Raw genomic sequence first — 21,773 nt, 5'->3', positions numbered from 1 at the left:
TGAACAAAACATCATAGAGCATTTACTGTTGCATGTGTCATAATTTTAGTTCTGTAAACTAGAGCTTATCCAGAGCATTCTTTTGCTCATCATTGACAATATGGGTATAGAGGTCAGTGACTTGTGTACTGGCGTGACCTAGCTGGTGACTGACGAGAACTTGAGATTTGGTTGCATCGTATAAACGTGTAGCAAGCGTGTGGCGGAGTTTGTGAGGTGTCACTCGCACCTTGAAGTCCTCGGAATACTTGGCCACCATTTTTTCGACACTGGAAGCATCGATTCGATTAGGAGTGCCGCGGTATTCAGTCAAAAAGAAGGCTAGATCTGTCTTTTCGGCCTTGTATCGCTTACTCCGAATGCTCAAATACTCTTCTAAATAGGGCTTGGCAAAAGCAGCGACATTGACAGAGTCCCTTTTCCCACCCTTCCTTGTCACTTCAATGACCATCATTTTGAGATTGATGTCTTTCAGGTCAAGATTGACAGCTTCAGACAGACGAACACCAGAGGCTAACAGCAAGGCAATGATGGCTAAATCTCGTTCTTTGTTCTTGTTGAAGGAGGATAGCGCACGGTTAGAGAGCTTCTTGGGGTATTCCCTATCAATATACTGGAGAAATTCCTCCGTCTCATCCCCTAAAAAGAGCTTCTGTTTAATATTCTCAGCACGAGCAGCCAGAGTTTCTTTTTTCTTCTTAGTAGCAACCTTCTTCATCACATTTCGATAGAAGTAGGGCTCACCCTGCTCGTTTTCCACTTCCTCAGTCAAATATTTATAGAGGCTGGACAAAGCCGAAAGAGTCCGATTGATGGTTGTCTGGGAAACACCGTTTTGGGTCGTATTAGCATTGAGGAGCGGCCGCTCCCGTAAGTATAGAATGAAGGATTCCATATCTTTCTTAGTCATATTTTCCAAGACAGAGAGAGGGATCTCAGCAATCTCTGAAGCGTCAGAAATATCGGAGTCTAAAACCCAGCGAAAAAATCGATCGTATTCTTTGAGATATTCATACAAGGTCGTAAAGCTATAAGGTACCGCCAGCTTGGATTGGTAGTATTCTAGAACGTACCAGGGCATGGTAGCCTTGAGCTTATCGATTCTTTCCAATAAGATTTCGCGTTTCATTCCATCTTCCTCGTGATTTTTCTATAAAAGAAGTATAGCATATCTAGCTATATTTTTCAAGAAAATTATAGTTTTTCGGAAATATGTCAGAGGGATATCTACGGAATAACGACTAGTTATTAGACCTTTTCTTATTTAGAACCACAAAAAAACAAGTTTAAAACGACTTGTTTTTTTGTTTTAATTTTTTCCTTTTGAAGAATTAGACGCACCATCCATGAGAACAAGATCCATTTTATTGTACAATCCCTTAAAATCATAGAATAGCTTTTCTAAGTCGATCTCATTTTCTTCAATAAGATACTCATCGATTAATTTTTTATATTTTGTAAGGGTGCGACCTGTAATACCTTCCCCCGACTTTTCCAAAATCTTTTTGACTATATCACTAAGCTTATGAAGTTCAGGACAATGATGGTTTAATGTTAAATCATGTAGTGGGGTTTTATGATCTATTGTGACTTCTCTAATGCGTGAAGCTTTCATTTCTTGTTTCCCTGACTTGGTGTCAGTATACAAGAAATGACGCAAGCCGTCTTTTGTTGTAAGAATAATCTCATTTTTTTCAGTAAGTTCTAATTGCTCTACATCTCTATGCCTTATATTTATATTCTCATCTTTTATAAGATACTGAATGTTATCTATTTGTGTATCCAGAAAGTCTTCATAAGTTTTTCCAAATTCCTTTCTGAATAATGTATTAATAACTCCTAAAGGTAGTACTAAGTGTTTATACACACGATCCTGAGTTGTAAGTCGTTTTTTAAAAATACTTTTGAGATCTTTATTTGAGTAAACAACTTGATAACGGAGCTGTTGTTTATCTTTACATTTTTTAAGATCTTTATCAGACATATTTCGATCAAAAACATATCCTTGACTTTCCATGAAAATTAAGAATTTTCTAAACCCTGAAATAGAGTTTCTGACTGTTTTATTTTTACTTTGTTTAGCTAGCAACGCTTCATAATAGATAACAACATTGTTGTAGTCGTCGTCTGTTGTTTTCTGACTTTTCTTAAAATTATGCGTTTTCACAACTTCCTTTCCATTAGGAATCTGTTCTTCTAAGAGATAGGCAAAAGCTTTACGAATATAATCGGCATAACTGTTAGCAGAATTTTTAGTAAGGGTATCTTCTTCTATTGACCATATTTTAAATTCACAAATTAGTTCTTCTAAGGAATAATATTTTGTTTCTTTTACCATTTATAAATTCTCCTTGAGTACATAAACAATTATCAATAACTTAATTGTTTAGCAGTATTGTATCACAGATAAAATAAAAGTAAACCTTTTTTAGTAAACTTTTTGCTATTGGTTCAGAGACATTGTCTGAACTTTTGGATTGCTCAATAGATTGGTAATTTATTTTATTCATATCTGCATCGATACCAACGTAATTTAAATTATGTTACATATAATACAAATTTATTCCAACAAAAACTCCCTAATTAAATCAATGACTTGATCATTTTGCGGCAGTGCTGAATGATGGGCAGCCTTACCTGTCACGATAGCCTCTCTGTATGAAGCAATTCTGCCTTTGTAAATCAGACGCCCAGCTTCTACACTGCTTCTATGGACAATGCCATCGCCATCTCGGAAAAATATTCCTAAAATCGATAAATGCTGCAGCTTCTTAGGTAGTTTTTCCTGATTGGCTACAAAGTCATCTAACATTGGGACTCGATGATTAAGATTTTTCTTGTTTAGATTATAAGGACTGCCAATAGTCAGGAGCTTTTCCATCTCCAACCCAGAATGGTTTGCCAGATATTGCTGCAGGAAAGCTGTGTATACTAGGCCTCCGTTAGAATGTCCCAGCCCTTTAAAGCTAGTAAAAGAGTACTTATCTCGTAAAACAGTTATGGCAGCGTTGAACATAGCAGCCTGGTTCTTGATATTTTTGTAACCATCGCGATTATTCTGAAAACCAACCACAAAAATGGGATTTCTATCCTTGCGCTTCAAATGCCCTCGGTAAGTTATATGCCCGTCATTCCAGACTTTAATACGAATTAAACTATGATGCGGATGCTGATTGCAGTTGAGCTTTTTAACCATTCGATTAAAACGGTTCTCTGTCGCCGAACTACCTGGGATCATGATGATTGGCTGAATATCAACTTTGCTCAAGGGCAGATGGCTGATGGGGTGGGAAGTGAGTTTCGCTTGTATGTCGTTATAAAGCCGAATCAGATACTTAATAAACTTTTTCATTTCTTTTTTCCTAAGTGTACAAAACAAGTTACATAAAATAAATTATGTAACTTGTTTGCGATTACTTCCGTTTTTTCTTGTTTTTCTTCATTTGCTTGGCCATTTTATTCATGCTGCGGCGCATGAGGAATTCTCCTGCTTTACCTTTGAGGCCACCGCCAAAAAGTTGACTCATATCTGGCATACCTGCTCCGCCTAAAGCAGATAAATCAGGCATACCGCCTTGGCCCATCATGCCTTCTAAAGCTGACATATCCGGCATGCCACCCGGCATATTTTTAGGCAGATTGTTAGGATTGAGCCCCATCTGTTTCATCATTTTGTTCATATCTCCAGATAAGACGCCCTGCATCATCTGTTTGGCTTGGTTAAAGTCTTTGATAAACTTATTGACTTCGACAAAGCTATTACCAGAACCAGCTGCAATCCGACGACGACGGCTTGGGTTAAGCAGGTCTGGATTTTCCCGCTCGGCTGGTGTCATAGAGGATACGATGGCACGTTTACGGGCAATTTCTTTTTCATCTACTTTGATGTTTTTAAGAGCAGGATTATTGGCCATACCTGGCAGCATCTTGAGCAATTCTTCCATAGGACCCATGTTCTGCACTTGGTCCAGCTGGTCGATGAAATCGTTGAAATCAAAGGTGTTTTCTCGCATTTTTTCAGCCATTTCAAGAGATTTCTTCTCATCGTACTCTTGAGCGGCCTTTTCAATCAGGGTCAGCATATCCCCCATACCGAGGATACGGCCAGACATACGGTCTGGGTGGAAGGTTTCGATATCAGTAATCTTTTCACCGGTACCAGTGAACTTGATTGGTTTGCCAGTAATCTGACGGACTGACAGAGCTGCACCACCACGGGTATCCCCATCAATCTTGGTCAGGATAACCCCGGTCACTTCGAGTTGATTGTTAAATTCACGGGCTACATTTGCTGCTTCCTGACCGATCATAGCATCGACAACCAGCAGAATTTCATTTGGCTGTGCTAAAGCCTTGACATCAGCCAGCTCCTGCATGAGTTTCTCGTCAATTTGTAGGCGACCAGCCGTATCAATCAAGACATAGTCATTGTGATTAGCCTTGGCTTGCTCTAAACCTTGACGGACAATCTCTACTGCTGGAAACTCAGTACCCAAGGCAAAGACTGGCACATCAATCTGTTGCCCTAGTGTTTTCAGCTGATCAATAGCCGCTGGACGGTAAATGTCCGCCGCAATCATCAAAGGACGAGCATTTTCTTCTTTCTTGAGTTTATTGGCCAATTTACCTGCAAAGGTTGTTTTACCAGCCCCTTGCAAACCGACCATCATAATAACAGTCGGAATCTTTGGTGACTTGATAATCTCGGCAGTATCAGAACCCAGAATGGCTGTTAGCTCTTCATCTACGATTTTGATGATTTGTTGAGCTGGATTGAGCGTGTCAATAACTTCGTGTCCAATAGCTCGCTCACGAATCTTTTTAATAAAGTCTTTAACAACAGGCAGGGCAACGTCAGCCTCCAAAAGAGCAAGACGGATCTCCTTGGTCGCTTCCTGAATATCACTCTCAGAAATTTTTCCCTTTCTGCGTAGGTTTTTAAAGACATTCTGTAAGCGTTCAGTTAAATTTTCAAAAGCCATAAATGTTTCTCCTCTTAATTATCAAATGATGGAAATAGACTGTTTTCTATCCGTTTTATTCTCGGTTATCAATGCTGGACAAAACCGCAAGCTGCTCCTGCAAATAGGGATCATCAGGGTATTTCTCCATAATCTGATCGAAAATCTGACTTCGGACGATATAGTCAGAGTACATGTGCAGTTTCATTTCGTAGTCTTCCAGAATTTTCTCCGTCCGCTTGATATTGTCATAGACAGCTTGGCGGCTCACATTAAACTCCTCGGCAATCTCAGCAAGGCTGTAGTCATCCGCATAGTAGAGCTCAATATAGTTCATCTGCTTGTCGGTCAGCAAAGCCGCATAAAACTCAAACAGAGCGTTCATTCGATTTGTTTTTTCAATTTCCATAAAGAATATTATATCAAATAATCCATTTAAACTCCACTCTTTCGGTAGGTTTGAAAATGGAGAATTATAAAAAAACTGCCGATTGACAGTTTTTATAACGTAATTTAAATTATGTAATTATTTGTTTTCCAAATAAAATTCAAAGCGTTCGCCGACATACTGGCTTTTTACGTACTCAAAGGCCGTTCCATCATCAAAATAAGAAACTTGTGTCAAGCCTAAAATGGCATGACCACGGGGGATTCCTAGGTATTTAGCGATTTTCTCCTTGGCCAAACGGGCGTAAATGGTCTGTTGGGACTTGCCAATTTTATAGCCGTGCTCTTGTAGAGTTTGAAAGAAATGACTAGTCACTTCTTCTTTTTTGAAATTCTTTATAAATTTCTCTGGAATTGAGGCAACTTCATAGACCACGGGGATATCGTCAGCGTAGCGAACCCGTTCCATGCGGATGATGTTCTCCGTCTTATGGATGCCCAACTTCTCGACTTCTCGCTCGCTAGGCAGGGTCCGACGGTAGGAAATCAGCTGGCTGGACGGTATTTTTCCTTGAGACTTCATAATTTCTGTAAAGCTAGTGGTACCACGCATCTTTTCTTGCACGCGTGTGCTAGCGACATAAGTCCCGCTACCGACTCGACGCTCTAGCACTCCTTCCTCCACCAGAAGCGTAATAGCTTGGCGCAGGGTCATTCTGCTGACCTCGAAAGTTTCAGCAAGATCACGTTCACTTGGTAAACGCTCGCCAATCTCCCAAATACCTTCGTCAATATCTTTTTTTATTTGATCATGTATTTTCACATAAGCAGGTAACATCAATAGCCCTCTTTTCTGATTTTAAGCAGCTTTTTTATACATTTATTGTATTATCAATTAGTTTAAAAGTCAAACTAAATATCAATCAATGTAGGGAAATCCTATTTGTTTATCATTTTTTAGAACAGATGTTTTAATTTCTCAGTTATTTTACTTGCAGCTGGCTTTATTACCTTGGAAAAATTCGATTTTTGTGATAGAATGAGGGGAAAAGATTACTTCTTTTAAGAAAGGGAAAAGATGACAACTATAACTGAATTGCAAGATGTTGAAAAAATCATCGTGCTTGATTACGGCAGCCAGTACAACCAGCTGATTTCGCGTCGTATCCGTGAAATTGGTGTATTTTCTGAACTCAAGAGCCACAATATCACAGCGGATGAAGTCCGTGCTATCCGTCCTGTTGGGATTATCCTTTCAGGTGGGCCTAACTCAGTTTATGAAGAAGGTTCATTTGATATTGATCCAGAAATCTTTGAGTTGGGGATTCCAATTTTGGGAATCTGCTATGGTATGCAACTTTTAACTCATAAACTTGGAGGAAAAGTTGTTCCTGCAGGTGATGCTGGTAACCGAGAGTATGGCCAATCACCACTTACTCATACCACTTCTGCCCTCTTTGAAGGGACTCCTGAAGAACAGATTGTTTTGATGAGCCACGGTGATGCGGTGACAGAGATTCCTGCAGACTTTGTTCGTACGGGCACTTCTGCTGACTGTCCTTTTGCATCTATTGAAAATTCTGACAAGAAAATCTACGGAATCCAGTTCCACCCTGAGGTTCGTCATTCTGAGTACGGTTACGATATTTTGCGCAATTTCGCTCTCAATATCTGTGGTGCTAAGGGCGACTGGTCTATGGATAATTTCATCGAGATGCAGATTCAAAAAATCCGTGAAACAGTCGGTGACAAACGTGTCCTGCTCGGCCTATCAGGTGGTGTTGACTCTTCTGTCGTAGGTGTCCTCTTGCAGAAAGCTATCGGCGATCAATTGATCTGTATCTTTGTAGATCATGGTCTTTTGCGTAAAGGCGAAGCTGATCAAGTTATGGAGATGTTGGGTGGCAAGTTTGGTCTTAATATCGTTAAAGCGGACGCAGCGAAGCGTTTCCTTGACAAACTTGCTGGTGTATCTGATCCAGAGCAAAAACGTAAAATCATCGGAAACGAGTTTGTCTACGTCTTTGACGATGAAGCCAGCAAACTGAAAGATGTGAAATTCTTGGCTCAAGGAACGCTCTATACAGACGTTATCGAATCTGGTACCGATACTGCTCAGACCATCAAGTCTCACCATAACGTTGGCGGACTGCCAGAAGATATGCAGTTTGAGCTGATTGAACCACTGAATACACTCTATAAGGATGAAGTGCGCGCTTTGGGTACAGAGCTTGGTATGCCTGATGAAATTGTCTGGCGTCAGCCATTCCCAGGTCCTGGCCTTGCTATCCGTGTCATGGGTGAAATCACAGAGGAGAAATTGGAAACCGTCCGCGAATCAGACGCTATTCTCCGCGAAGAAATCGCCAAGGCTGGTCTTGACCGCGATATCTGGCAATACTTCACTGTCAACACTGGCGTTCGTTCAGTAGGTGTCATGGGCGATGGCCGGACTTACGACTACACGATTGCCATTCGTGCTATCACTTCTATCGATGGGATGACAGCTGACTTTGCCAAGATTCCTTGGGATGTTCTGCAAAAAATCTCTGTTCGTATCGTCAATGAAGTTGATCATGTTAACCGTATCGTCTACGATATTACCAGCAAACCACCTGCAACCGTTGAGTGGGAATAAGTATACCTCTGTCCTAACCTTTTTTCAATTGATTTTATAAGGATTTATCAATAAGTTACCCCACTTATCGCAACTTTTAGTTAACTTATTCCCTGCCTCTCTCCCTGCTTTTAACCCCCAACGCTAACCTTTGTGCGTTGGGGGTTATTTGTTTATTTTTTCTTTATACTTTGATTTCCTTTAAACTTCACCTTACTTTCTATACTATGCTTAATAGTAATGTCATCCTCTATAGCCTGTGCTACACTTTCGTCATTTCTAGACCATAGGTGAGCGTAATGTTTTAGCGTTATCTCAGGACTTGAGTGTCCCAATCTTCTAGAAATCACTAAGACATCAATGTTATGCTCATTAATGAGATAGCTTGCATGACTATGCCTTAGCCCCTTTGCCTGTATTGGGTGGACACCACTAATATCGGCATGGCGTTTGATAATTCTATTAATTGTTGAACGGTGTAGCGGTGTTTTTGAATAACTGAGGATGAAAGGAGCTATGTGCTGTTTTTCCTGTCTCTGTCTCCATTTCGTCAACAGTTGGACAGTTGTATCATCTAAAGAGATAATACGTTGACTACTTATGGTCTTCGTATAGTTCTTTACTTCATATTCTGCTCTTCCTCTTCTCTCCAAAGTACCGTGTATCCGCAACTTTTTATTTTCTAAGTCTATATCCGTCCACTTTAGTGCTAACCCTTCAGAAACTCTTATTCCAGTCATGTAGTATAACCAAACTGCAATAAAAGACATGTGTTCATAGAGGTCATCAATATAGAAGCTTGTCAGTACCTTTTCAAATTCTTCCTTAGTCCAATAAGCTACAGTTACTCTTCCTTTAGAAATTGCATCCGTTTGTTTGGATACATTCACCTCAAGGTATTGTATCTTGACTGCATAATCCAAAGTTTTTCTAAATGCTCCATAAATCATGGAAGAGTAGTTTTGAGAATATTGGTCATGAGTCAAGAGATAGACTCTAAATTTCTCGCAGTCTGTTAGCGTGATGTCCCGTAGCCTAATTTTTCCAAACCTCTGAACTAGCAATTTTAATGCAGGCTGTTTAGAAATCCATGTCCCTCTTTCAACACTTTTCTCATACATTGGCAAATAGTGTTCTTCCATAAATCGTTCATAGGTTATATCATAATCGCTGTAATTTTTCACTTTATGATATTCTAATTTGATTTTGGTAACTTCCTCGTAAGCTTCTTTGGCTGTACGAAACGGATTCCCTTTTTTCGATTTAGAAGATTTTTTCTGAATTCGTTTTCCAGTTATCCTATCTACGCCTAATTCAACACTGTAGTAGTAGAACCCGGTTTTATCATTTTTGAATACACAAGGATATTTTGTCTTACTCATTATAACTCACCTCTCTATTTTAATTCCTATTATTTTTTCTACAGCGTAGGCTGGAACAATACCGCAACGTTTATTTAGATAAAATTCATATCCATTTTCAACGAGCCAGCATTTAGCTTGTCTAATGATATTTTTGGCTGTATGCTGTTTATACCCCAATTTAATGAGCGCAGTGTAATCTATTGTCTCCATTATTAATACCCCTTTATTATCTCTGCCTCTATTGCAAAATTTCTCCAGTGAATTGGTAACTCTAAGCAATACATTGCGATTTTATGATTTTCATAGGTTACATATTTTACATTTCGCCTCTTATCCGCTATCCATTTATTCTGACTTATTAACAGTTGGATAGCTTTTTCAACATTAGAAATAGAGAATTCTTTTTTTAACATCTTGACGAACTCCTCTCTGAAGAAATAGACTCTATACATTCCTTTCTGAGCTTTAATCATTCCTATTTTCTTTCCTCCTGTCGAGTATCCATCCTTGATGTTAAATAGTCCAGCGTGAGATAAAGTATAATCCACTATCTTATCATATAAATCAGAAGGGATTTCACCTCTTTTATCTAAGGTTTCTATCTCTGTCTTTACTAAAAACTCGCAAACTCTCTTTTTGTCGATATCTATGTCTAGCAGTTCCTTAACCAGAATTGCAGAACTATAAATAACGGCATATAGTGTGCATATTCGTGTCTTAAAGTTACTTTCTGGAAGTTTCTCTAGTAGTTCAGTATAGGCTATTTGATACACTTTTTTTATGTATCCAGTTCCCTGTTCATGTTTAAAAATTTTTTCCATGAATGCATCACTGGCCACTCCATAGTGCTGAGAACACCTTAGTTTGATATTATCAGCAATGGCTCCATTTTTTGTCCAAGCTTCCTCAGAAGAAAGTTCTATATATCTCATATGCAATCCCTGATTTGAATTAAGGTAGCTTGCCATAGGCACCTCCGAGGTTGTAGCGATTACAGTATTGAACCGTAGCTGTTCAGATAGCGTAGAAGAGGAACTCAGCCGTAAACGACTTCGACCTTGTCCAATTTGATACAATAGTTCCGATAGATCTGTACTTCTTGAAGCTGATAACTCGTCAATTGTAGTCACTACTCCTCTGTTTTCATTCAAAATGGCAAGTAAAGCATTCTGAGTAGCACTGAATGAATACATGTTATTTACTGGACTAGAGTAAATACTATTAATTAGATGCAGAGCTGTTGTCTTCCCGCTCGTTGATTGCCCGTAGAAATTGACGATTAAACTTCCAATATCAGGTTTATCAGTGATTGCTAGGTATCCTAGTACGATTGAACTGAAACCCACACATAATGCAATCTCCATATTGCTATCAAGTACATTATCAAGGACCATTTGTCTCCATTCTTCAAATGTTCCTCGTGACGACAAATTAAAGAGAGAGTTATCTACTAGTATACTTACTTCTGTATCTCCGTAATTTCTATCCAACCTGAAAGTTAATGTGTCTGAATCGTTTGTTTTCCACCCTACATATGAATGTATGTTCTGAATAGGGACTGTTTTTATCTGATAATTCAAATATTCAATTATTTTTTGTGGCGCCGATGCCAACATAATTCCATATTTTGTCAAATCAGATATTTTATAAGGTGATAGAATACTAGCTGATATTTTCTGAGTACCCTTCCTATCTTGATTGAGATACTGTAATTCATATTGAAAGTGGTTTGTGTCAATATTGAAGAAGCTATTAGAAATAAAGAATGGAGTGGATGATATGATTTCATTCTTTTTATCAGATAATTTATATATACCAGATTTACTAACTTCGTAATCTCCAAAGTTGTATTTCTTCCCATTTATTAGATCCTCTAGTGTTGATATCTCTTTCCTACTTGTCGAAGATTCTTTTAATAAGAATTCCTCGGGGCATGGATATTTAGATATGAAATCATTAATAGTTTTACTTGAGCAACTAGCATGGAGACACTTAAACCTACATCTTCCATATTTGGTTATGGTGAAACATGCTCCACTATCAGTATTTGAATGCTCTTTCATTGGGCAAGTTTTGAATGGATATAATTTAGTGCCATGTTCATCTTCTTTATATGAATGAAACTCTAAATTATAATGTTTTAGCCATTCTTCTCCTTTTGCTAGGATATACGGATTCACATCACTCACTTCGTTTTTTTGCTTGACAGATTCATCTGCATAATTTACAATTGCTGTCTGTAACTGCGTAATGAGTGAGTTTAGATTTTCTTCTTTCAAACCAGTTACTTTCTCAATTGGTACATATAGAAGTCTGCTTTGACGGTATGGTCGCTCAGGAGTATTTACCCCTTTACAGTTCAATGTACCATATAATCGAGTTATTCGACTTGGATTGAAAACTGTGACATCAATTTTAGCCTGCTGATTGGAAAATTTCTTATCTAGCAAGCCTAAGATTTCTTTGATTTTACCTTTTGTTGTATTGGCTGGCAGAAAGTCTAAAGGTACTAGGAAATGGATACCATTTCCTGAATCAGCAATAATTACTCTGTCTTTGTTTAATATCTCATAGGTAATGAACCAGTCTAGTATGTCATCAGCCAACGAAACTGCAGATTGTTTTTCTGCTTCTGTAGCACAAGTCCCACTTGGACGCTCAGGGTCAATATCTATTAGCATAAAGCGGTAGGCAGAGACGTCGCTATCTTTTATCGCATGCTTGCCTAATTCACAATCATTGCTAATCCTGTTAAATGTGGTATAGTAAGCATATTCAGCATTGTTAGACACATGGGTAGCTACATCAAGACACTCAATTTGAGACACTAAGTTTTTAGTTGCTTGTTTCCCTAAGGAGCGTAAATTGATTTTCTGAATCCCATAATCCTTTAAAACAGCTAGTGTTTGATCTACCTCAGAAACAATAGTTTCAGTAGAAATCTTGTTTTGAGACATTTGAGACACTAAGTTATTTATATAGTTATTACTCATAGTAATACCCCTCATAATTTTCTTGTATTATTTCTTTTGCAAAAGATTATAGCCAAAAAGATTAACCATAAGACTGTGAACTAAAAAATACGAGACCGTACCTTAGTACAGAAAAGACCATGGTTCGCTAGTCTTATTAGTTACTCATTGACTATGGCATTATTATAAGGTGTATTAAACAAAAAGTAACCCCCACTCGCTGACGATTGGGGTTGACATTTTCGGTGGTTTATGATAAGGACCTATTCAGGAGAGAAGGGAAGTGGGAACGGAGATAAAACTCTATCAGATACCACGTCTTTTAAAGACAATAGGATTGAAGGATTAATATAGTGATAGTGCTTGTTTTCTAGTTCGAATTTTTGATACTCTTCTAAATCTCTTGATGAAGTAAAGAGGTAAATTAGAGCCCGATCAATAGAAATGTCATCATTTCTTATTTGATTTCTGAGAATTGAATCGTTATGTTTTTCATTCACTAACTCTGGTGAGACTGTTAATGCAAATAAGCTCAATATTATTCGCTTAGTCCTTTGAATTTCTTCGGAGCCCATATCTTTAATATAATCAAAAAAACGATTATCATTTAATACTATTTGTTGTTCAATAGCAAGCTCTGCACTTAGTTCTTTCTTAAACTTATCTTTAACAGGAAGTTCTGACTCAGTTATTGTCTTTAAATAATAATCTTTATATTTATGATAGGTCTTTATTAAGTTGTCAAAATAATCCTTTGACGATTTCGATTTTTGTTGTATATCAATTAAATTATCTAACCCAAAAAGAAGTATAGAAAATAGAAAATCATCTTTTATGATACTTTCCCATGTTTGTTCACTAAATTGTTCTTTTTCATAGATCAGCTTACGACCAAAAATATAATAAAAATCATCCAACAAATCATTCAAGTGAAAAAATGAAGATAACATGTAGACGAGGTATCCGATACATCTATCAGGAACTTCCTTCCTACTAATACGTACTTTAAATTTTGCGAATTTATTTACATGTTTAGGTGTAATCTGTTTTTTTTCCCTGATTCTTATAGAAATCAAACCAGTTTAGCACTTCTTCGTAATGAGTCGTAAATTCCCGTGAAAAAGATAAAATTACAACACTGGAAAGAAGGCGGTTTCGAATAGCAGTAATTTTATTATCAGAATTATTGTTATCAATAACCACTCTTCTCGTATTCGTCTGTTCATTGAAACTCTTATGTACATAAAAAAGATTATCTATAATATCTTGAAATGTTATATTCATCGTTTAGATACCTCTTAAAAATTGTAATTAGTTATATTATAATTATAACAAAATTTTGATTAAGAAAAATAGTTTAGCATCTTAAAATCCAACTTTTTCTTACCTTACTAGCTAATGGATGGAAATTTATTTCTTGGTGCCTGTCTGTCAAATATCTTATCTTTTGATTTAGTTGATTATCTTCTAATATTTGATTAATTTTATACAATCTTTTAGCAACTTGTTTATTTTTAAAAGGTAACGAACCGCAAGCAAATATTACCTCACTAGAATTTTTCACACATTCTACTATATGGTAATCATTATCAACATTAGTTGCTTTCAAATAGTTCTTCTTATCAATATTGTATTTAGAAAATAAGTTAACACTATAGAATCCACCATATCCTAACTTATAGACATTTTGAGTGATCAACATCATGGTCATATCATCTCCGACTAAGTTGCTAGAACTAGGATATAAAGTTAGGACTGTAACCATAGGTTTATCATTCCATTGTTTGCTAAGAACGTATCGATGCTGTTTATTACTTGACTCCACAATTTCAATTTTGATGTTAACGCTTAAATGTTTTTTTGCCATTATATGCCTTCTTTTTCTCATTTCTATCTTGCTGAAATTCATTAAGGTATGAGGTTGCTACCAATTATAATAATATCTAGTACATTTCTTTGCCAAAACATACTTACTTCTCCTAATCTATAATATATACTTGTAATTCTATTATTGACTAATAATCCAGTTATAATCGGTATATCCTTTTTTTTGCGATTTCTATCCCGTAACGATCAATCAATTTAATCATGTACTGAAGATTAGAAATGTTTATCCCAAATTGATTTGAAAAGCCGTCTAAAGCTCTCTCCTTGCTTTCTCAATTCATATATTTGAACTTTGTTTTCATAACTTAATTTCATAAAAATAACACCCCAAAAGTTAGATTTTTTCTGTCTAACCTTTGGGGTGCAGTTCACTTTTCAAAAAGAGGACTGTGTCTTTTTATTGTTAGAATTATGTACTGCTATTTCTGATTAATAAAATCGAAGAATATACTCCAATCTTTCGGTAATTGCTCTCCATATTTCTCTTTTCTATAGTATAGATAGTTCGCCTTACGTCCAATTAAGAAACAAAAAACTAGAGCAACTAGGACTCCAACAAGGGGAAAGAAATAAATGACAGAAACTATTAACACTAGTTGCCACATACCTTTTGTAAGTAACCAAATTGGTGTGAACAAAAATGCCAACCAATTAAACTTTCCTTGATATTCTTCATTACTTCTTTCTATAGCAGAAAATTCATTTTGATAGTATTCGGAGTATGATCCATATGAGAAACTTCCCATAGTAGAGCCAAATGATTCTCTACTTCTTGCTCTACTATTAACTCTCATACCGCTAACTCTTACACCACATGAAGTACAAATTTCTTGTTCAGCTTTGGTTGGAGCTCCACAATTTTGACAATAATTATGACCATTTAATGGATTAATACCACAAGTCATACATATCTCAGCTTTCTCATTAACTTTATTTCCACAACTTTTGCAGAAAGCTTTAGAGCTTTCTGCACTGTTGTAACCATTTGATGCATTCCTTTGTTCAAGATTGACTCCGCATGCTAAACAAACAACTTGTTCTGGATTTGTATTTACTCCACAGTTATGACAGTGAGCATTGCCGCTCTGTGGATTTACTCCACAGTTTAAACAAAATTCTGCATTTTGATTTACTTCTTTTCCGCATGTTCTACAATACATTTATTAATCTCCTTAACTTATTTAATGTGATTTTTTTCTTGTGCAACTCTATTAATATGTCTAACTGAATAGCCATATTTTTTTGCAATTTCTCCTGAATTATTTCCGTTAAATTCTGCACACACTATTCTCTGTAATCCCTCCTTTGATAATAACCTCATGGGGAAATTAATATATGCTCCTCTATAATGGGTGTACAAAAGCATAGCATTTTCTTTTCCTATCAATGTAGCTAACTCCATATAAATCTTATTCCAATCACTAGGTTGTGTTTGTTCTAACGCCATTATTAATATTCTCCTCTACAATAAATTTAACTATCCTTTTCAGGACAAATCAACTGTCAAATGACCTAGACAAAATCAGAGAACCAGTCTGGACTTCACAATTCGGAAGCATTCTGTCATTTAAGCCTTTTCCGGATAATATATACCGTCTGTCTAGAGATCCCGTTTTCCTTGGCAATTTGTGTAACTGGAAGGTGTTCTTCAAGCATTCGTTTAACATTGTGATAGATTAATCTGTCTTTAGCATTTTTAGCGTGTTCATGATACTGTATAGGACGCCCTTTATAAACACCACGCTGCTTAGCTAACTTAATACCTTGGCTCTGTCTTTCTAAGATTTTTTCACGTTCATTTTGCGCTATATAACCTAACAATGATAGAAACATATCAAACATAGCAGTGTCCAGTGTATTGTTTCCTGTATTAAAATTTAAAAAAGGCGCATCAATTATAGTTAGCTTGATGCACCTTTGTTGTAATTGTCTCACAATCTCTTTTATATCTTGATAGTCTCTACCTAATCTATCGAGAGAAGATACTATAATTTCATCTCCTTCCCTTGCAAACTTTAACAGAGCTTTTAGTTCTTTACGGTTCATATCTTTACCGCTTACTTTTTCACTGAATACCTTATTAACGCCCTCTTGTTTCATCATTTCAATCTGCCTAGCTAGGTTTTGATCTTTAGTTGATGCTCTAATGTATCCTATTTTCATCGCTTACCTCTTTTTTTGTCATGTATTTTTTACAACGCAGATAAATAACTCATCCTACTTGTCATAGTCAATTATAGATACACCTATTTTAGACAGATTACTTTTTTCTCTTTAACTCATTCGAAACAGATTTAGCTACTAAAGCTATTACTTCTAAAACTAAGATTAAACCAAACATTTTACTTACCTTTCTTTAAGAAATTTATACTCTAACAACTGGCGCTCCTTTGCCACTCCCAGTAAACTTCCTATTTGAGGAGAATCTAGTAAACTTATGAAGTAAATATATACTGTATCATACATGTAGATATCTACTTTGACTATGTTTCCTTCAAAGACTTTTTGATACTCACTAGGAAGTAGTTCTTCATCTAATTCTATATAGTCGAAAACATTGCTCTCGTAACTGATATTGTCAAATTCAATGTTCTCTTCAACATGCTTAGATAGATAATCTATCGCTATTAATTTTTGATTCATGAAGCACTTGTCCTCTTTTAAAATTCCCTGCCAAATTCCCTGCTATACTCTGCATTACTTATTAGTAAATCAACCACACGGAACGTCTTTATAATTATCGAGTGGGAATAAGAAATACGCAAAAACCAGCTAGAATCTAGCTGGTTTTTAGTTACATTTTTAAAGACAGTCTTATTGACCTAGTAACCCCTTAAAGAAATTGACGATTGCATTCCAGATATTGCTGAAGAAATTACCGCCATCTTCAAGAAGTCCGTTTGCATCAAAGTTAAGATTGATATTATTGAAGGTATCACCAGCCTTTGAGACAATGCTGTTTTTCAAGTCGGTGAGCGTCTTTGTGAAATCAGAATTTGTGATGACCCCGCTATTTGAAAGATTGACAGCAAAGTTAATAATCAGATTGATTTGGTCAGCTGTGACGGAACTGCTAAGACCGTAGTTTTTCAGTGTTTCTTCAACGATTTTACGGACATCAGCTTCTGTCAAATTGCTATTATTCTTTTTAGCATTAGCAACTGCTGTTTTTATATCTGTCAAAGCCACATTCAATTTATCAGCATCGTAACCTTCCTTGCCCTGGTTCTCGGTGTTGATATTTGAAAGTGCGGATAATTCTTCCTGAGCCAGATCTTTATTTTCTTGAGGAACGCTCGCTCCATTTTCCTCCAGTGAGTAATAGATACCAGCCAGGGCGCTTTCTCCAGTTACAGGGATAGGTGCTGCTACTGTGATTTCTGCATGCTGTACGCCCAAGGTGACTGCCGCATTGCGATACATATCCTCTGTAACCTTGGTGATGTTTTGCGGCGTAACAATCTTAACTTGAAGTGGCTTCTTGTTGCCCAACTTCTTAATCTTAACAGAAGAATATAGCTGCAAACTAGGATCATTTGCCACATTCATAATTTTTGAATAGACATCAGGTGTCATTGTTTTCAAAGGTTTAGAATCGCTCGATGCATTGTAGCCTAAGAGCTGAAGCGTTTGCTCTTTTTGACTATCATCCAAGGAATAGCCCAAGACATACTCAGGCTGAACATAGGTTTCGTCAATGACTTTTTGAACGTTTGTGTCAGCAGTTACTGTGGATACGGTAAAGAGCGTAGCTAGAAAAGCTCCTGCCGTTAGTAATGTTTTCTTAAATTTCATTTTACTCCTCAATCTATCTCTAAACAATAAGGTTTTAGAGAAGTTTCGATTATAATCAGCGGATTGCGCTGTCATACTAAATTAGGAAAGGAAAACTTTCCATAGAACAAAATAGTATAAAATGCTTAAAGTTTTCTTATAGACAAAGAATAGCCTGCATTTCTTAAAATTATTTGCCCCAAAGAAAGTCAATCAATAATCTATCTACTTCTGGATTTTCATGCAGCTGGCTATGCTGAGCCAGGGGGCCAGTCACTCGTTTTTCCTGATAGGACTTTGCATTGTCAATTACAAGATACTTGAGACTACGAGAAGAAACGTTTAAGACGGAACCATCTGATTGATTTTTAAAATCTCCATAGATATTAAGCACATCCACTTGATCTTGCGGATAAATTTCGCGCAAGCCCAGAAGTTTTTGATAGCTATCACTCATGGCGCTAGGTTGCCCTGTTTTGGAATCTAGAATGGTCAAATTATCTGGTAGATCCATGCCCTCCAAACCATTGACATGATTGGCAATATTTACCTGCTTTTGTAACTGTGGAAGTTCTTCATTTTGAGCGTGCTCCAATAGGTAAAATAAAATAGACATATTTCCCATAGAATGTGCAACAAAATTCATCTTTTTAAAGCCATATCTTGCTTGCAACTCTCTGACAACTGCTGCCGCATACTCTCCATCCTGAGCATAGTCGGCATTTCGATTGTCTTTGAACTCAACCATGACAATTGGATTAACAGCATTTTTCGGAATATCACCTTTAAGAGTTACTTGAGCATGACTGTCAACTGTGGCTGTGATGATGGTTTGAGTAACTCCAGCTTGTCTGGCGGCCTCTACCATATGCTTTTCAGCATTAGCACTTGAGCCATAACCATGGAAAAATAAGGTCGGAGTCCTTGACTGAATATAGTCACTACTATTTAATTCTTTGGTTTGCCGATTGTAGATTAGAAATAAGCTAACAAGAGCAATGAACAGAAAAGATGATAGTGCTATGATAGACCGCTTTTCCATTTTCCACCTCCTATCTTGTATGGATTAGTATTATAACATATATAATAACCTTAAACAACTAAAGAAGACAGTGTTCTATTTAAAAAGAATTCAAAGGAACCTAATTTGTATTAAATCGGATATGTTTTGTTTTTATTCGTATTAACTTGAATAAAAAATCATCGCACCGAGAACTATCATGTTATTCAATTTTATCGTCATACCTTCTCTTATAAAGCTTTTTAGCTTTTTGCGTGTACCGTCTGATGAAGTCAGTTTTAGCTTCTGTGTAAGCATCACGATTGTACTCATACTTTTTCCATAAGATTAATTTTAACTGCTCGTAGTCTTTAGCGACAGCTGGATGATCTTTCAGATAGTCTCGGAAATAGAGTTCATCATGGTCTCCATAGTAGCGCAAATGCAAGTGAAAAATACGCTCCGCAAAACCTTGCAGTGTATAGCCCTTGTTAAAAGACATGCGACCTTCTGACTCTGACATAAGCAGGTAGCCATGCTCTAGCAATTCTCTCTTGATGCTCCCCATATCTTCACTTCGAGGAACTTCTAAAAGAAGGTCTATAATCGGCTTAGCCCATATCCCCTCAATAGATGTGGAACCAATATGATGCATCTTATACAATTGATTTTCTGGCAAAAGATTTACTATTCTTCTGCTTTCCTCTACATACCAAGCTGCCCAATCCTTATTGTGCTCCTCTAAGAAAATCGGGAACAACTGCCATAATTCTTCTAAAGACATATCTTCTAGGGCCTTTGCCATGTGACTTCTCCTTACCTTGTATCAAATGAGAATTAGAGTAAAGACCGGGAATCCTATCCCAGTCTCAGTTTTTATTACCAATAAAGCAAGCCATAAGTCAGTAAAACGCTGATCATGCTAAATAGTGAGCCAATCAAATAGTATTCTGCAAAGGATTGGCTTTCAGAAATTTTATTATAGCGAGCGATAGATTTGGCCGTGAAGACCAATCCAATCGCTGTAAACTGCCCAAAAATAAGGGAAAGCCCCATAATCAATCGTTCCAAAATCCCAATCATAGCACCAGCCCCCGCAATAGTCTCCCCGCTGTCTTCTCCTGCCTGGTACTTGCTGAAGAAGAGTTTAAAGAGAATATTGACCGGCTTACCAGTAAGGGCGAAGAAAAAGAGAGCCTGCAACATGAGGTAACGTTCAGACAGCCAATTAGGAGCTGGAATTTGCTGCTGCCCTAAGAGAAAATAAAGAGCAAAAATACTAATTAAATGCAAGATCTGATCCAGTATAAAGGCAAACTTTTGAGCATGCTGCTGGACAATCAATGAATTCAGCCTATTCTTTAAGAAGTCAATAAGCACATGACTGAGCCAGACCAAGCTGAAATATAGCAGATACTTAGGTAGGACTAGCCCTAAGAGCAACAAGGGCAAGAGAACAATTCCCAAGTGGAGAATCAAAAAATTTAACCGCCGGCTTTTTAGGTCGGCCATTTTCTGACTTTGAAGCTGAAAATCAGCTAGCACATGGGCCAGCAAAGTCAATACAAGAATCGGATTCTGCATGAAAAATTCTGAAAATCCCATAAAATTTGTCATTCTTCAGCCTCCTTTGCTGCCTGTAGAATCATTCTCATAGCTAAACGGCGATTTCTTAGATAAACCTTTAAACCAGACGACTTGAGCCGCTTACTAAGCGCACTGGGACTAATCTGCAGCAGCTCTGCTATTTCCCCGTGAGAAAAATTCTCATCATAGATGTATTCTGTGAGCATCCGCTCGAGCACCTCTCTCTGGCTAGCATTCCACTTGCTCTGGATAAAGGACGCAGCCGCCAGCACCGTATTGACCGCCTGACTGAGCTCTTCATCTCCTAAGGATACAGCTATGCGACTGCTGCCATAATCATTTTTTTCGTGGACTGCGTTAATAGCTGCGCGTGCCCTCCAGTAGGCTGGACCGTCCGCACCAATACTCTGCTCTCGATTGATGTCCGTCACAATCTCCCCCAGACCAAGCCCAAAGCGAATCGGGTGAGGAAAGCCTAAGGCAATCTGATCAATGAGCCGCATGATCTCAGGATTAGGCCGCAGCAAAGCCTGAAACTCGTCTCCAGTCGTTACTGTAAAAGGCGACACCAGATAATCTCGATAATCCTGATTTAGCACCGCCATCAATTCCTGCAACTCTTGCTGCGCCTGCTTGCGGTTTTTTAGCTGTTTGGACTCAATCAAATCTCCAATAAGAGCAATATAAAGCATAGCTGATCAAACCTCCTTTAAGTCCATTATAAAGGAAAAATTTTAAAATGTCTATTACAACGGAAAATTTTAGAAATATCCATTAGAACAGAAAGACTATTTTTTATTTTTAGGTGCTGGCAAGGCAGGATAGGCAGCTTCAATCAAATTACAGAGAAAGGCAGCATCTTCTACTTCTTTTATATGAAGCATTGACTTTGCACCGGGATAAGGAGTTTCATAGACTAGATTCTCTAAGAGAGTCAGAGCAGGCTGGACTGACTTGAGCAGCAAGCGATTGTCATAAATCCCGCCAAATAAGCGACCTCGATAATAGAGCAAATATTCCCCCATCATCTTGCGAAAGCTAATTTCTTGGCCTAAGCCCTGCAGCTGCTTCAGAATAAAATCCAAATATTCTTGACTAGATGCCATCGGAACACCTCCATGAATTGATACTTTATTATACCAAAAATGGGTGAAGATTTCCTGACCAAGAGATTAACTCATCTCCTTCAATCCGTAGTCTGTCTATCCTCGGGTAAGCAAAAAA

General features: G+C 37.4%; 23 protein-coding genes and 1 pseudogene. 1 reads left to right on the top strand and 23 read right to left on the bottom strand.

The window, feature by feature from the left end:
- Positions 1-58 precede the first annotated feature (58 nt).
- The 6 genes from xerS to FZ954_RS03260 all read right to left on the bottom strand — a co-directional run bounded on the left by xerS (position 59) and on the right by FZ954_RS03260 (position 6,186).
- Positions 59-1,129, bottom strand: coding sequence for a tyrosine recombinase XerS (gene xerS, locus FZ954_RS03285; RefSeq protein WP_148877050.1), 1,071 nt, complete (start codon positions 1,127-1,129; stop codon positions 59-61).
- 180 nt (positions 1,130-1,309) lie between these two features.
- Positions 1,310-2,338, bottom strand: coding sequence for a hypothetical protein (locus tag FZ954_RS03280; protein WP_148877047.1), 1,029 nt, complete (start codon positions 2,336-2,338; stop codon positions 1,310-1,312).
- A 222-nt stretch (positions 2,339-2,560) separates the two neighbouring features.
- Entirely contained in the window at positions 2,561-3,352 is a 792-nt protein-coding gene (locus FZ954_RS03275; protein WP_148877044.1) for an alpha/beta hydrolase, read from the bottom strand.
- 61 nt (positions 3,353-3,413) lie between these two features.
- The gene (gene ffh / locus FZ954_RS03270; RefSeq protein ID WP_125446558.1) at positions 3,414-4,982 is read right to left on the bottom strand and encodes a signal recognition particle protein; all 1,569 of its coding nucleotides are present in this window, start codon (positions 4,980-4,982) and stop codon (positions 3,414-3,416) included.
- Between the two features lie 55 nt (positions 4,983-5,037).
- Positions 5,038-5,370, bottom strand: coding sequence for a putative DNA-binding protein (locus FZ954_RS03265; protein ID WP_005590307.1), 333 nt, complete (start codon positions 5,368-5,370; stop codon positions 5,038-5,040).
- A gap of 117 nt (positions 5,371-5,487) precedes the next feature.
- Positions 5,488-6,186 carry a GntR family transcriptional regulator gene (locus tag FZ954_RS03260; RefSeq protein ID WP_045497347.1) on the bottom strand — a complete coding sequence of 233 codons (699 nt, stop codon included), beginning with the start codon at positions 6,184-6,186 and terminating at the stop codon, positions 5,488-5,490.
- Positions 6,187-6,426: 240 nt separating this feature from the next.
- Between FZ954_RS03260 and guaA the strand changes: the two genes are divergently transcribed.
- Positions 6,427-7,986: a glutamine-hydrolyzing GMP synthase gene (gene guaA / locus FZ954_RS03255; RefSeq protein ID WP_148877041.1), complete on the top strand. Its 1,560-nt coding sequence runs from the start codon at positions 6,427-6,429 to the stop codon at positions 7,984-7,986.
- 152 nt (positions 7,987-8,138) lie between these two features.
- Here the strand turns inward: guaA and FZ954_RS03250 are convergent, their stop codons facing one another.
- The 17 genes and pseudogenes from FZ954_RS03250 to FZ954_RS03175 form a co-directional block, all read right to left on the bottom strand.
- Positions 8,139-9,347, bottom strand: a complete 1,209-nt coding sequence (locus FZ954_RS03250) for a site-specific integrase (RefSeq protein WP_148877038.1) — start codon at positions 9,345-9,347, stop codon at positions 8,139-8,141.
- Between the two features lie 6 nt (positions 9,348-9,353).
- Positions 9,354-9,539 carry a DUF3173 family protein gene (locus tag FZ954_RS03245; RefSeq protein WP_148877035.1) on the bottom strand — a complete coding sequence of 62 codons (186 nt, stop codon included), beginning with the start codon at positions 9,537-9,539 and terminating at the stop codon, positions 9,354-9,356.
- 2 nt (positions 9,540-9,541) lie between these two features.
- Positions 9,542-12,322, bottom strand: a complete 2,781-nt coding sequence (locus FZ954_RS03240; protein ID WP_187423317.1) for a DUF927 domain-containing protein — start codon at positions 12,320-12,322, stop codon at positions 9,542-9,544.
- A 242-nt stretch (positions 12,323-12,564) separates the two neighbouring features.
- The gene (locus FZ954_RS03235) at positions 12,565-13,251 is read right to left on the bottom strand and encodes a hypothetical protein (RefSeq protein WP_222861943.1); all 687 of its coding nucleotides are present in this window, start codon (positions 13,249-13,251) and stop codon (positions 12,565-12,567) included.
- A gap of 82 nt (positions 13,252-13,333) precedes the next feature.
- The gene (locus tag FZ954_RS03230) at positions 13,334-13,585 is read right to left on the bottom strand and encodes a hypothetical protein (protein ID WP_148877029.1); all 252 of its coding nucleotides are present in this window, start codon (positions 13,583-13,585) and stop codon (positions 13,334-13,336) included.
- A 73-nt stretch (positions 13,586-13,658) separates the two neighbouring features.
- Positions 13,659-14,168 (bottom strand): DUF1643 domain-containing protein, encoded by a 510-nt coding sequence (locus FZ954_RS03225; RefSeq protein WP_148877027.1) that lies wholly within the window; start codon positions 14,166-14,168, stop codon positions 13,659-13,661.
- Between the two features lie 178 nt (positions 14,169-14,346).
- Positions 14,347-14,503 (bottom strand): annotated as a pseudogene (locus FZ954_RS11725) (IS3 family transposase); the annotation flags it as partial.
- Between the two features lie 104 nt (positions 14,504-14,607).
- Positions 14,608-15,348 (bottom strand): DUF2628 domain-containing protein, encoded by a 741-nt coding sequence (locus FZ954_RS03220; protein ID WP_148877023.1) that lies wholly within the window; start codon positions 15,346-15,348, stop codon positions 14,608-14,610.
- A 17-nt stretch (positions 15,349-15,365) separates the two neighbouring features.
- A complete protein-coding gene (locus tag FZ954_RS03215) occupies positions 15,366-15,635 on the bottom strand; it encodes a Mor transcription activator family protein (RefSeq protein WP_125404363.1) in 270 nt (89 codons plus the stop codon).
- A gap of 116 nt (positions 15,636-15,751) precedes the next feature.
- Positions 15,752-16,351, bottom strand: coding sequence for a recombinase family protein (locus FZ954_RS03210; RefSeq protein WP_148877021.1), 600 nt, complete (start codon positions 16,349-16,351; stop codon positions 15,752-15,754).
- A gap of 183 nt (positions 16,352-16,534) precedes the next feature.
- On the bottom strand, positions 16,535-16,831 hold the full coding sequence (locus tag FZ954_RS03205) for a hypothetical protein (RefSeq protein ID WP_148877019.1): 297 nt from the start codon (positions 16,829-16,831) through the stop codon (positions 16,535-16,537).
- A 171-nt stretch (positions 16,832-17,002) separates the two neighbouring features.
- Positions 17,003-17,983: a DUF1002 domain-containing protein gene (locus FZ954_RS03200; protein WP_148877017.1), complete on the bottom strand. Its 981-nt coding sequence runs from the start codon at positions 17,981-17,983 to the stop codon at positions 17,003-17,005.
- A 169-nt stretch (positions 17,984-18,152) separates the two neighbouring features.
- On the bottom strand, positions 18,153-19,004 hold the full coding sequence (locus FZ954_RS03195; protein WP_148877015.1) for an alpha/beta hydrolase: 852 nt from the start codon (positions 19,002-19,004) through the stop codon (positions 18,153-18,155).
- 181 nt (positions 19,005-19,185) lie between these two features.
- Positions 19,186-19,767 (bottom strand): GrpB family protein, encoded by a 582-nt coding sequence (locus FZ954_RS03190; RefSeq protein ID WP_148877012.1) that lies wholly within the window; start codon positions 19,765-19,767, stop codon positions 19,186-19,188.
- Positions 19,768-19,841: 74 nt separating this feature from the next.
- Positions 19,842-20,579, bottom strand: coding sequence for a DUF3307 domain-containing protein (locus tag FZ954_RS03185; RefSeq protein WP_148877010.1), 738 nt, complete (start codon positions 20,577-20,579; stop codon positions 19,842-19,844).
- On the bottom strand, positions 20,576-21,241 hold the full coding sequence (locus tag FZ954_RS03180; RefSeq protein WP_148877008.1) for a SatD family protein: 666 nt from the start codon (positions 21,239-21,241) through the stop codon (positions 20,576-20,578). Before FZ954_RS03180 ends, FZ954_RS03185 begins: the two co-directional genes overlap by 4 nt.
- A gap of 96 nt (positions 21,242-21,337) precedes the next feature.
- Positions 21,338-21,655: a TfoX/Sxy family protein gene (locus FZ954_RS03175; protein WP_148877005.1), complete on the bottom strand. Its 318-nt coding sequence runs from the start codon at positions 21,653-21,655 to the stop codon at positions 21,338-21,340.
- Between the last annotated feature and the right edge of the window lie 118 nt (positions 21,656-21,773).

Origin of the sequence: Streptococcus sp. Marseille-P7375 (genome assembly GCF_902460365.1) — a bacterium.
GTDB lineage: Bacteria > Bacillota > Bacilli > Lactobacillales > Streptococcaceae > Streptococcus > Streptococcus cristatus_I.
Note: the sequence above shows the minus strand (reverse complement) of the source record. Positions and strands in the feature narration are given on the sequence as shown.

What these genes read in the sequence shown, in the direction of transcription:
- FZ954_RS03250 (WP_148877038.1), bottom strand. Translation starts at nt 9,347, where the DNA reads ATGAGTAAGACAAAATATCCTTGTGTATTCAAAAATGATAAAACCGGG.
- FZ954_RS03205 (WP_148877019.1), bottom strand. Translation starts at nt 16,831, where the DNA reads ATGAATCAAAAATTAATAGCGATAGATTATCTATCTAAGCATGTTGAA.
- FZ954_RS03240 (WP_187423317.1), bottom strand. Translation starts at nt 12,322, where the DNA reads ATGAGTAATAACTATATAAATAACTTAGTGTCTCAAATGTCTCAAAAC.
- FZ954_RS03275 (WP_148877044.1), bottom strand. Translation starts at nt 3,352, where the DNA reads ATGAAAAAGTTTATTAAGTATCTGATTCGGCTTTATAACGACATACAA.
- FZ954_RS03190 (WP_148877012.1), bottom strand. Translation starts at nt 19,767, where the DNA reads ATGGCAAAGGCCCTAGAAGATATGTCTTTAGAAGAATTATGGCAGTTG.
- FZ954_RS03245 (WP_148877035.1), bottom strand. Translation starts at nt 9,539, where the DNA reads ATGGAGACAATAGATTACACTGCGCTCATTAAATTGGGGTATAAACAG.
- FZ954_RS03210 (WP_148877021.1), bottom strand. Translation starts at nt 16,351, where the DNA reads ATGAAAATAGGATACATTAGAGCATCAACTAAAGATCAAAACCTAGCT.
- FZ954_RS03175 (WP_148877005.1), bottom strand. Translation starts at nt 21,655, where the DNA reads ATGGCATCTAGTCAAGAATATTTGGATTTTATTCTGAAGCAGCTGCAG.
- FZ954_RS03215 (WP_125404363.1), bottom strand. Translation starts at nt 15,635, where the DNA reads ATGGCGTTAGAACAAACACAACCTAGTGATTGGAATAAGATTTATATG.
- ffh (WP_125446558.1), bottom strand. Translation starts at nt 4,982, where the DNA reads ATGGCTTTTGAAAATTTAACTGAACGCTTACAGAATGTCTTTAAAAAC.
- FZ954_RS03220 (WP_148877023.1), bottom strand. Translation starts at nt 15,348, where the DNA reads ATGTATTGTAGAACATGCGGAAAAGAAGTAAATCAAAATGCAGAATTT.
- FZ954_RS03260 (WP_045497347.1), bottom strand. Translation starts at nt 6,186, where the DNA reads ATGTTACCTGCTTATGTGAAAATACATGATCAAATAAAAAAAGATATT.
- FZ954_RS03230 (WP_148877029.1), bottom strand. Translation starts at nt 13,585, where the DNA reads ATGAATATAACATTTCAAGATATTATAGATAATCTTTTTTATGTACAT.
- FZ954_RS03195 (WP_148877015.1), bottom strand. Translation starts at nt 19,004, where the DNA reads ATGGAAAAGCGGTCTATCATAGCACTATCATCTTTTCTGTTCATTGCT.
- FZ954_RS03235 (WP_222861943.1), bottom strand. Translation starts at nt 13,251, where the DNA reads ATGTTATCTTCATTTTTTCACTTGAATGATTTGTTGGATGATTTTTAT.
- FZ954_RS03225 (WP_148877027.1), bottom strand. Translation starts at nt 14,168, where the DNA reads ATGGCAAAAAAACATTTAAGCGTTAACATCAAAATTGAAATTGTGGAG.
- FZ954_RS03200 (WP_148877017.1), bottom strand. Translation starts at nt 17,983, where the DNA reads ATGAAATTTAAGAAAACATTACTAACGGCAGGAGCTTTTCTAGCTACG.
- FZ954_RS03185 (WP_148877010.1), bottom strand. Translation starts at nt 20,579, where the DNA reads ATGACAAATTTTATGGGATTTTCAGAATTTTTCATGCAGAATCCGATT.
- FZ954_RS03280 (WP_148877047.1), bottom strand. Translation starts at nt 2,338, where the DNA reads ATGGTAAAAGAAACAAAATATTATTCCTTAGAAGAACTAATTTGTGAA.
- FZ954_RS03265 (WP_005590307.1), bottom strand. Translation starts at nt 5,370, where the DNA reads ATGGAAATTGAAAAAACAAATCGAATGAACGCTCTGTTTGAGTTTTAT.
- FZ954_RS03180 (WP_148877008.1), bottom strand. Translation starts at nt 21,241, where the DNA reads ATGCTTTATATTGCTCTTATTGGAGATTTGATTGAGTCCAAACAGCTA.
- xerS (WP_148877050.1), bottom strand. Translation starts at nt 1,129, where the DNA reads ATGAAACGCGAAATCTTATTGGAAAGAATCGATAAGCTCAAGGCTACC.
- guaA (WP_148877041.1), top strand. Translation starts at nt 6,427, where the DNA reads ATGACAACTATAACTGAATTGCAAGATGTTGAAAAAATCATCGTGCTT.